The organism is Deltaproteobacteria bacterium (assembly GCA_030690165.1).
In the GTDB taxonomy this organism is placed as follows: Bacteria; Desulfobacterota; GWC2-55-46; order UBA9637; family UBA9637; genus JACRNJ01.
The window spans coordinates 54,541-64,831 of the sequence record JAUYHF010000023.1 but is presented as its reverse complement, the minus strand read 5'-3'; the positions used below and the strand labels follow the sequence as shown (position 1 = coordinate 64,831).

The 10,291-nt window shown below is 38.5% G+C and carries 12 protein-coding genes; all 12 read right to left on the bottom strand.

All coding sequences use genetic code 11. The features are described 5' to 3' along the window. Positions 1-299 (bottom strand): hypothetical protein (locus Q8P28_05005; GenBank protein MDP2682155.1); only part of this gene is annotated, 299 nt, incomplete at its 3' end. Positions 300-364: 65 nt separating this feature from the next. After that, entirely contained in the window at positions 365-1,369 is a 1,005-nt protein-coding gene (locus tag Q8P28_05000) for a DGQHR domain-containing protein (GenBank protein ID MDP2682154.1), read from the bottom strand. A gap of 19 nt (positions 1,370-1,388) precedes the next feature. Beyond that, complete coding sequence (locus Q8P28_04995) at positions 1,389-2,423, bottom strand: hypothetical protein (protein MDP2682153.1); 1,035 nt, start codon at positions 2,421-2,423, stop codon at positions 1,389-1,391. Between the two features lie 2 nt (positions 2,424-2,425). Beyond that, positions 2,426-3,853, bottom strand: a complete 1,428-nt coding sequence (locus Q8P28_04990) for a DEAD/DEAH box helicase (GenBank protein ID MDP2682152.1) — start codon at positions 3,851-3,853, stop codon at positions 2,426-2,428. Beyond that, the gene (locus Q8P28_04985; protein MDP2682151.1) at positions 3,846-4,205 is read right to left on the bottom strand and encodes a hypothetical protein; all 360 of its coding nucleotides are present in this window, start codon (positions 4,203-4,205) and stop codon (positions 3,846-3,848) included. The genes Q8P28_04990 and Q8P28_04985 overlap by 8 nt, the downstream gene beginning before the upstream one ends. Before the next feature lie 47 nt (positions 4,206-4,252). Beyond that, the gene (locus tag Q8P28_04980; protein MDP2682150.1) at positions 4,253-5,272 is read right to left on the bottom strand and encodes a hypothetical protein; all 1,020 of its coding nucleotides are present in this window, start codon (positions 5,270-5,272) and stop codon (positions 4,253-4,255) included. Positions 5,273-5,348: 76 nt separating this feature from the next. Further along, positions 5,349-5,759 carry a HEPN domain-containing protein gene (locus tag Q8P28_04975; GenBank protein MDP2682149.1) on the bottom strand — a complete coding sequence of 137 codons (411 nt, stop codon included), beginning with the start codon at positions 5,757-5,759 and terminating at the stop codon, positions 5,349-5,351. Next, on the bottom strand, positions 5,756-6,079 hold the full coding sequence (locus tag Q8P28_04970; protein MDP2682148.1) for a nucleotidyltransferase domain-containing protein: 324 nt from the start codon (positions 6,077-6,079) through the stop codon (positions 5,756-5,758). The genes Q8P28_04975 and Q8P28_04970 overlap by 4 nt, the downstream gene beginning before the upstream one ends. 87 nt (positions 6,080-6,166) lie before the next feature. Further along, positions 6,167-7,069, bottom strand: coding sequence for a prephenate dehydrogenase/arogenate dehydrogenase family protein (locus tag Q8P28_04965; protein ID MDP2682147.1), 903 nt, complete (start codon positions 7,067-7,069; stop codon positions 6,167-6,169). Position 7,070: 1 nt separating this feature from the next. Continuing rightward, complete coding sequence (aroF, locus tag Q8P28_04960; protein MDP2682146.1) at positions 7,071-8,084, bottom strand: 3-deoxy-7-phosphoheptulonate synthase; 1,014 nt, start codon at positions 8,082-8,084, stop codon at positions 7,071-7,073. Beyond that, on the bottom strand, positions 8,081-9,181 hold the full coding sequence (hisC, locus tag Q8P28_04955) for a histidinol-phosphate transaminase (protein MDP2682145.1): 1,101 nt from the start codon (positions 9,179-9,181) through the stop codon (positions 8,081-8,083). Before hisC ends, aroF begins: the two co-directional genes overlap by 4 nt. Positions 9,182-9,205: 24 nt before the next feature. After that, positions 9,206-10,285: a prephenate dehydratase gene (gene pheA / locus Q8P28_04950; GenBank protein ID MDP2682144.1), complete on the bottom strand. Its 1,080-nt coding sequence runs from the start codon at positions 10,283-10,285 to the stop codon at positions 9,206-9,208. Between the last annotated feature and the right edge of the window lie 6 nt (positions 10,286-10,291).

Genomic DNA, 10,291 nt, shown 5'->3' with positions numbered 1-10,291 from the left:
GTTCCTGTATCATGTTGGATTTCATAATCATTTGAACTTATTCTAACAAATGCAACCTCATGTAATCTAATCAATCCTGAAATTGCAAAAAAGCTTGAATAATATTGAGTCACAGCACCCCAAGAAAAATTTCCGTCTGCTATTAGCCTATGGGATAATATATATTGATACAATGCCTTATCTAAATAGAGGTTTGCTTCCTTATAAAAGATATTTACCAGATTTGAAGATACAAATGCATCAGTATTGCATTTAAGTGGAAAAGATAATGTAGGGGCTTCTGATAATTCGTCTTTCAAAAACTTATTATCAACTCCACTTATCTTGGAAAACTTTAAAAAGTGACTTGATTGCATATCTGACCTCAAAGCCTAATAGTAGAAGTGCTACTTGTTTTTCTATGAGAAGCCAGTAGTTTGTTTAATTCAGTTACAATTCGCTGTACTCCATGTTTTCCTGAAACACCTTTTAAAGCGCCGCCACTAGAAAAATCATAATTCTTAATAGGCTGAAGTGTCCTAATTATAGCATTAGTAGTAAAGTCAGAGTTATTGGTTAAACACAACTGTAAGATGGGTGAGAGTATCTCCATTAAAGCAGAAAAACCAACTGTTTTTGTTAGTAGAGATTTAGGGTTACCCCAGTGGTCTATAAATGTCGCTTTCATTGCATTAAAATAATTTTTCAATATCTTATATTGTTCTTCTTCAGTATAAATAATTAATGAATTTCCTCTATTCGCATCTAATAATGGTTTCAAATTGCCAATAAAAGCATTTTGTGAAACCAGCCCGGGACCAGTTCCAAGCATTTTTATTTGTGTATACCATGGAGATTCTATATCTTCATTTAATTTTTTAACCAACTCATGTGCCCTTGCCTCTATATAACTTGTATCCTTTATTAAATCGATAAGGTCATAAATTAAAGAGGCGTTTACACCTTTCTGTGTTGAGTTTATTGTTTTAAAAATCTTGGTTTGATCCGATATGTCTAGTTTTTCAAAAGCAACTACAACAACATCAATTGGCGTTTTACTTAATACTAATCCATAGAGCCTATGCTGACCATCTATTATCCATGCAATATTATCGTTTATATCAAAGGATATTGTGTTATTTTTCTCATTATAGTTTAATTCTATATTGAAATTCAGGATTATATTATTAGGAATAACACCTTTAAGTTTAAAAATATAATCTTGTATTTCTTCTGCTCTTTTTTCTGAAAGGTTTCTTTGATAACCTTCAATTTTATCTTTATATCTACTACTTACATAAGCTATTTTGTTTAACAAATCAGACTTTATAACAAAGACATAAAACACCCAATCATTTTGTTGTACTCTTTGCACTTTAAAAATACCCATTTGATGTACCTCCTCTTATTCATACTTCAAGCCCTACTTCCTTACAAAACCTCTTTAATTCCTTATAACATTGTTGTAGCTCTGCCTTCTTGTTCTTATTCTCCTCTATCTCTGCTTTGATTTTTAGAGCTTCAACCTCTTTAATTAAATCTCTAAACTCTCTAACCTTTTTATAAAATCTATCCACCTTCTCTGGCTTATGTTCATAAAGAATGTGTATTGCATCATCAAATGCCTCCTCAGCGTCAGCTTCATAAAAGGTTTTGCATGCTTTTTTATTACCCAAAATTTTCGGAAGCTCCCTAACTTCTTGTGCCCTTTTGAACCTATCTTCTTTAACCCACTCAACAAATTCATCCAGAAAAGCAGGGGTCTCTTTAATCCTTTGCACCAAGTCCTTTTGCAGAAAAAATGCCTCAAAATAACTGTATTTTTTCAATTGGTCTCTTACACCATTAACTAGTTCTGTCTCTGGGATAGTAGCGAGATACTTTCTTGACATCATTTCATAAGCATTCAACATAGCTTCAACAGTCTTTCTCTGCTTGCCCAATTGTTTACATATTTCTTCAGGATTTTTATTTAAAACTTTAATCATTTTATAGATATAAGCTGCCTTTTCATAAGCATCCCATTCAGTTTTACCTTTTATATGAAAAGTACTAAGAATATAAAAAAGCTCATCATCGGTAACATCATTTTGAAGAATTCTTGCTTTAATAAACTTCCACCTCGGGTCGTCTTGATGTTTTTTATGTAGCCTTCTGAAAGCACATAGCCTTGTATTGCCTTCAACAACTTTATTGCCAAGAACATAAACTTCGTCCAAAAGTCCTTTATTTTCTTCAAGGTCTTTAATCCTCTCCTTGACCGAGTCCAATTTAAGAAGCTCATCCTGGATAAATTCTTGTGTTACTTTTTCTGGAGGATGTTTACTTATAATATAGTTAATTCTCGGATTCTCTTTATAATACTCAAGACTATAAATATCTACATCTTTTATTTCGTATGATATTTCTCTGCCTTTTACTATTATTGTCTCTTTCTTTGTCATTTTTATCCCAGTATGCTTAATAGTTCTTGCTTATTTAATAAAAATTCGTAACTCTCATCTTGAAACACCTTTTTGTCTCCTTGTATATATCCAGCAATATCCTGTTTTACTTCTACCAATTTATCTATATACTCATCTATAGTGTTTTTGGCCAATATTTTATATATATTACATTCTTTTGTCTGGGATATTCGGTGAATTCTATCCTGAGACTGAAGATAATCAACAAGATTAAAGTTTCTATCTAAATAAATAGCATTATTTGCCCTCGTTAAAGTCAATCCTTCTCTTGCTGCTGCCGGGTTAGCAATCATAATCATGTTTTTATCTGAATCCTGAAATTTTTTTACAGCCTCTGCCCTATCTTTAATTGGAATTTCTCCATAAATTATAAGGGGGCTATACTGAAAAAATCTATTTTTAAGAATCATAATGTTTTCCACAAAATTTGTCCATACAATAGCCTTCTCCCTTTTTGAGACAATTTCTTTCAGCAAATTGTCAAGGAATGCAAACTTTACCGGAGTGTCAGTATAGCCTTTATCTATGAGAGCGGGATTGCTTGCAATCTGTGTCAGCCTCAGTAACTTTTTGAGGATATTTTCAGCTTCGTCAATAATAATATCGCCGTTGGTATTCATAACTTCAACTTTTAATTCCCCACGTAGTTTATTGTATAAACCAAGCTGCTTCCCTGAGAGTTCCACATAACAATTTATAAACCTCTTTTCTGGAAGCTCCAAGACTTCATTTTTACAACGTCTAATGGAATTATTTGCAACTATCTTTTTTAATTCGCCGAGATTTTCTTGATAGACAGGGCTTCTTTCATTAAACTTTGCCTTAAATTCATCAAAATCTGCACCTAAAAGTTTCCCTTCATCAAGAAAATAAAATTGCGACCATAAATCAAAAGGTTTGTTAGCCACGGGGGTTCCTGTAATTATTATTCTTTTAGTTGAGAATGGAATAAGTTGAAATAATGCCTGTGCAGTTTTAGTAGAAGGGTCTTTAATTCTTGCAGATTCATCAAGAACAATAGCAACTTTACGGCTTTTACAAAATCGCTTTATCCGCTGAGTCTCGGCAATAACGGCTTCATAATTGGTTACATAAAAATTTGCACCAGTCATAAATTTATATCGCTTTTCTCTTTTAGAACCTTTTAATATAATTGGAATAAGAAAGGAATGTTTTATTACTTCTTGTTCCCAAATATAGAGCAATGACATAGGTACTACCACCAACACCCCTTCTATTTCTCCACGCCTCATTGCCCAACATAATGCATCAATAATAATTTTTGTTTTACCGAGACCTTGCTCATCAAATAATGCTACTTCTTGATGCTCGTATATAAAATTAATAGCTTCAGTCTGATGAGGAAGTGCTTGTGTTTTTGCTTCATAGTTTTGTTTTGTCTCAATCATTGATTATTTCATCTGGTATATACAACACATGGATATTACTGCAATCTTTTAGTCCTATCCTTTCTAAACTTTTGTTAAAAATACATTCGGAAGACTTAGGTATACCAATAAAAATTTCGCATTGTTTCCCATTAAGTTCAATAGATGAAAAATCATGAAGTTGCTCATATGTCCTATCATTTGTAATGTCAGTTTCTGTTTTAGCTTCGCCAATACAGACCTGCCTACTTTCTTTAATTCCTATAGCATCAGGCCTGTGCCTTAATATCTGGGGAGGTAATTCTATTTTTTCTCCAAAAAGCCCAGGATAATCTCCATCAACGCCATATATAATGACTCCTTCCTCTCTCATTTTCTTGATAACCAATCCAAGTATAAATTGATGTTTATCGCTAGCCACTATTTAATCGTGCCTATATTCTTTAAAAGGTTTGAAGTTACATCAAGCAGTCTCTTGAGAGCATTAACTTTCGCAGGTTGAAGCCCTCTCTTAATTTCATCCAATTCTCCAAAAGGCAGACTTTCAAATCCTTCTATCACATCTTCAATTTTCTCAAATAGTTTTGATTTGGCAGCAGGATTTTTTTGCTCTAACTGGTCAAGGGCTACCTGAAAATTATCGCTAATCAAAGCTTCCCTTGCTTGCTCATCTTTAAGCACTAATGGTAGCTTCCGAACATCTTCACCTCTGCCAAATTTCCCTTCACCAACCCAATCACAGAAATCTATCAATGAGAGTTTGCCGTCCTTGACCAATTTTTTTAGTTCCTTGTTTTTTCTGAATTCAACAAAATAGCTAAACTTAAGCCTCTCTGAAGGCTTATTATATTTTTTAAGGTATTGTTCTTCCATATCCATATAAGCCTGAATATTATTCCTTATATCAGCAGCTTTTAGTTTCGTAAGTTGTTCGAGACGCTTTAAAGAATAATCTTCTTGAGTATGAAGGCGATATAATTCTCTTGCCTTTTCATAGGCTGCCCAAGGAGTTGACCCAAAAAGATGTTTCTCCAACCGTATGAAATTTATTCTGTTTTGGTCTACTTTATACGGCAATATACAAGCATCAATAGTTTTCCATTTCTCATCAGTAACATATTTCTCCGAAAGCTCTTCATAAATAAATGCCCTTGTATTCCCTTCTATTACAGTAAAGTGGTCATCTTTAGAAACTACCACCCATATTGGGTCGTATATACCTCCATTGCGTTCTATGTGGTCCTTTAACCTTTCATATTGGTCGTTACCTTCAGCAAGAGCAAATTTTACCTTCTCTTGAGTAATATTGTCATTTAATCTGGTATCAAGGTAATACTGTATACGCGGATTTTCTATATCAAGAATAAGCTGCTTCAAGGGAATTTTTAACCGTCGTATCTCTGTTGGAATGCCATCAAGATTTACAGTTATATTTTCCATAAACTCTCACATTAACAATTTTGAATAGATTATAAGCTTTTTAAAAGATAAAATAGCGTCCGTTTATTGCCAGTTCTCAAATCAGTTTATTCTCCGACAAATAATTCCGAATGGCCTTGATAAACCACTCGGTCTTATCTATGAAAGGTTCTGCCTGCTCATAAGTAAGCTCTACATATTCCCTATAGTCCCCTCGTTGGCGCATCTCAAAGGCAATATTCACGGCTTCGCCAATATCATTTGGCAATAGGCCGCTTTTGATAAATCTGCGGTTAAAGTAGGATAAAACTCCGCTGTGCTTGGAGGATGTGTAAGGCTCAAATATCAGCAGGCCGAGGATGGCATAAAACATTGCATAGTAAACTCTATTTATTACAGACCTGGGACTTTTTCTGCCGGACAAAAGATATTTCGCCTCATCAAGGGTTTCTGCGGCTTGTTTCAGGCGATAAATGGCCAGTTCGCGCCTTTTTTCTTCGGAGGTCAAAGAGATATTCCCTCCCTTTCTATAACCCTGTATAACGGCGATTGGTCAAGCGGACCTTCTTCTAACTCCTTCTTGCTGAAAAGCACTGCTGATATAAAACAGTCATATTGTAAATTGATATTGAATATGGCTTTGTCAATATCAGCCTCAATACGCGGGTTTAATTCAGATAGTTCAATCATTATATCTATATCAGATTCAGGGGTGTCCTCCTCCCTTGCTTTTGAACCGAACACGCGAAAATCAAGCAGGCTATATTTTTCGCTTAAAATCTTCTTTAGCTCCCCAATGGCATTTTTTTCTGATTGTTTTAATGGCATAGAACACCTTTTAAATACCGGCAGCATAAAGACTACCACAACGTTATCGTGCTAATCAATCTGAAGATAGCTCCTGACAACCTCTTCTTATCTCATTTTCAACTCATCTCTTACCTCTTTTGCCTTTTCAAATTCTTTTTGAAGCCCGTCTCCATCGCCGGCTTTTATCATCTCCTCCAGCCCTTTCAACGTGTTCTGAAATCTCCGGATAACATCAAGGATGGCGTCTTTGTTTAGAAGACAGATGTCCCGCCACATCTCAGGGGGGCTTGAGGCAATACGGGTAAAGTCCTTAAAACCGCCTGCTGAATATTTCACAAGGCTTTCATTGAAATCATTTATACTGCTTACAGTGTTTACAAGAGAATAGACAACAACATGCGGCAAATGGCTTACTACTGCAAGTATCTTGTCATGCTTATCGGCATCCATCAGGATTACTTCAGAGCCGGCAATCTCCCAGAGTTTTTTTACCTTTTTAAGCGCAGCCTTGTTTGTTTTTTTAGTAGGGGTAAGGATACATCTTCTTTTCTGAAAGAGTGTGGGAAATGCAGCCTCAACGCCTGCATTCTCAGTGCCTGCTATAGGATGCCCGCCAATAAAATGGATTGTATCGGGAAGAATTTTTTCTATCTCATCAACAATGATTTTTTTGACACTGCCGACATCTGTGACTATTGCGCCTTTTTTGAGAGATGGCAGCGCCTCTTTTATAACCCTTGCAATGCTTGCAACAGGTATTGCCACAACAACAAGGTCTGCGCCCTTTACGCCTTCTCTTACATCCTGCGTATATGAATCAACAACGCCGAGTTTTTTTGCTGTCTCAAGATTTTTTAGCCCCCTGCCAATGCCGACAATATTTTTTGCAATTCCCTTCTCTCTTAAAATAATTGCAAGGGAGCCGCCGATAAGCCCAACACCAATTATTGCGACCTTATTAAAGTGTAATTTGTCTGACCCCTGACCCCTGGCCCCTGACACCTGCATCTTACATCGTCCTTCCGATTGCCTCTGCTATCTTCTTGAGCTCTTTCATCAGACTCGCGAATTTATCCGGTCTTAGGGACTGCGCGCCGTCGCAAAGGGCATTTTCAGGGTCTGCGTGAACCTCTATCATAAGCCCGTCTGCGCCAACTGCAATTGCGGCCTTGGCCAGGGGCGCCACCATGTCCCACCGCCCGACTGCATGGCTTGGATCCACTATTATGGGAAGGTGCGTTTCCTCTTTGAGAACAGGCACAGCACTTAAATCAAGGGTATTGCGAACTGCGGTCTCAAATGTCCTTATCCCTCTTTCACAGAGTATTATCCTGTGATTGCCCTCTGCGGCAATGTATTCTGCTGACATTAAGAACTCCTTTATTGTGGCGGACAAACCCCTTTTCAGAAGGATAGGTTTATCCGTTTTACCTACCTCTGTCAAAAGCCTGAAATTCTGCATATTTCTTGCGCCTATCTGGATTATGTCGGTATTCTGATAGATAACATCAATATCCCTCGGATCCATAATCTCTGTTACAACAGGCATCCCTGTCTTCTTCTTTGCCTCTGTTAGGTATTTCAGCCCCTCCTCGCCAAGCCCCTGGAACGCATACGGCGACGTCCTCGGCTTGAATGCGCCTCCCCTCAGGAATCTTGCCCCCGCCTTTTTCACCTTTTTTGCGGCGTCAAATAAAAGCTCCTGCGTCTCTATGCTGCATGGGCCTGCAATTACCTGTATCTCTTTGCCGCCTATCTTAATTCCGTCAACATCTATTATTGTATCCTCTTTTCTAAATTCTCTGCTTACCAATTTATACGGCTTAAGTATCGGCATAACTTTTTCCACGCCCGGCAAGACTTCCAGCGGAGTGCCTTCCAACAGCGACTCATCGCCTATCACGCCAAGTATTGTCCTTTCCTTGCCCTTTGATGTATGCACTGTCAGGCCAAGACCTTTTATCTTTTCAATAATATGGTCAACCTGTTCCTTGGTTACATCCGGCCTTAAAACAATAATCATAAACACCTCCATGCCTTCCTAATCGCCTCCACAAACCTCTTATTCTCCTCAGCCGTTCCGACTGTTACGCGGATGTATTCGCCGAGGCCGTAGCTTGCCACTGGCCTTACAATCACGCCCTGTCTTAAAAGCGCATCGTAAATCTCTTTGCCTTTGCCGACCTTTATAAGGAAAAAATTTGCCTGCGTAGGCACATATTCAAGACCCATTGCCTTTAATTCTCCAAAGAGATACGCAAGCCCTTCCCTGTTATTCTGCTGTGATCTTTTTAAATGCCCATCATCATCCAGAGCAGCCATTGCAGCAATCTGGGCAAGGCTGTTGACATTAAAGGGCTGCCTTACCTTATTCATATAAAATACAAGCTTTTCAGGCGCTATGCCGTAACCAATCCTCAAACCCGCAAGGCCGTAAATCTTTGAAAAAGTCCTGAGTATCACAACATTTCTCCCCTCTTTCAGATACTCAAATGAGTTTGGGAAATCCTTGCTTGTCACAAACTCATAATAGGCCTCGTCCAGAACAAGGATTATATCTTCCGGCAATCTTGCGAAAAACTTATCAAGCTCTTTTTTCGCAACCATCGTGCCTGTTGGATTATTCGGGTTTGCAATAAACACAATCTTTGTCTTTTCTGTGATTGCATCAGCCATTGCATCCAAATCATGCGTAAGATTCTTTAACGGCACAAGCACAGACTTCCCGCCGGCAGCAGGCACTGCCAGCGGATAAACAGCAAAACAAGGATTACCCATTACAGCCTCTTCCCCGGGCCTTAAAAAAGTCCTTACAACAAGTTCAATAATCTCATTGGAGCCGTTGCCTATTATAAGGTTTTCAGGCTTCATCTTAACGTGCTGCGCCAGCTTTTCTTTAAGATAATAGCATCCTCCGTCAGGATACCTGTGGAGATTTTTGAGCGCCTTTGAAACTGCATCCAAAGCCTTTGGAGAAGGCCCCAATGGATTCTCATTAGATGCAAGTTTTATAGAGCCCTTTATCCCCAACTCCCGCTCTAACTCTTCCATAGGCTTGCCCGGCGGATATGGGACTAAAGCCTCAATTTCGTCTGATACAAATTTTTTTATTGCAATCATTGTTTTACCTTTCTTTTATTTTTACTACTTCCCCATCCTTGGATAAGACCCTAATATCTTCAGAAATGAGCACATCTCTTCCATCTCCTTCAGCGCCTCTTTTACCTTCGGTAGAGACACATGCCCTTCCATATCAAGGAAGAATATATACTCCCATGCCTTTTTCTTCTGAGGCCTTGACTCTATCTTTGTAAGGTTTATTCCCCTTCCGGCAAAAGGCTTTAGTATTCTAAAAAGGATGCCCGGTGAATCCTTTACGGAAAAAAGGATGGATGTCTTATCCTCTCCGGTCTTTCCTGGTAGTTTCTTCCCTATAACAAGGAACCTCGTAAAATTATTCAACTGGTCTTCAATCTTCCTTGCAACCACCTGCAGGCCGTAAAGCGCCGCTGCCTGTTCGCTTGCAATTGCTGCGGCAGAGGCGTCGTCCATGACTGTCTGCGCCGCCATTGCAGTTGAGGACACATCAAACACCGCTGCATTGGAAAGGTTGTCATTCAGCCATTTTTTGCACTCTGCAATGGCATGGGGATGCGAATAGACCTTTTTAACATCCTTGATATCCCCTGTCTTATTTAAAAGGGCAAGGCTTATCTCAAGCATGATCTCGCCGCATATATACAAATTTGATGTCACAAACATATCCAACGTGTGGCTTACAACGCCCTCTGTAGTATTCTCTATAGGCACAACTCCATAATCAGCGCTGCCCCTTTCCACTTCATCAAACACATCTGCAATATCATTTTTAGGTATAAAATCCGTTGACATGCCGAAATGCTGCATGCATGCCAGATGCGTAAATGTCGCCTTAGGCCCAAGGAATGCGACTTTTATAGGTTTCTCAAGCGACAATGATGCGGACATAATCTCCCTGAACACGTTTTTTAACGCCTGATTTGGAAACGGGCCTTTGTTATTTTTTGTCAGCCTCTTATATATCTCCTTTTCCCTTTCAGGCGCATAGATTTCCCTTTTCCCTTCCCTCTTGACTTTGCCGGCCTCAACAACAAGGGCCGCCCTCTTATTTAAGAGTTCCAGAATCTTATCGTCAATGCCGTCTATCTTTGCCCTTATCTCTTTTAGTTTTTTTGAGTTATCCATAATAGA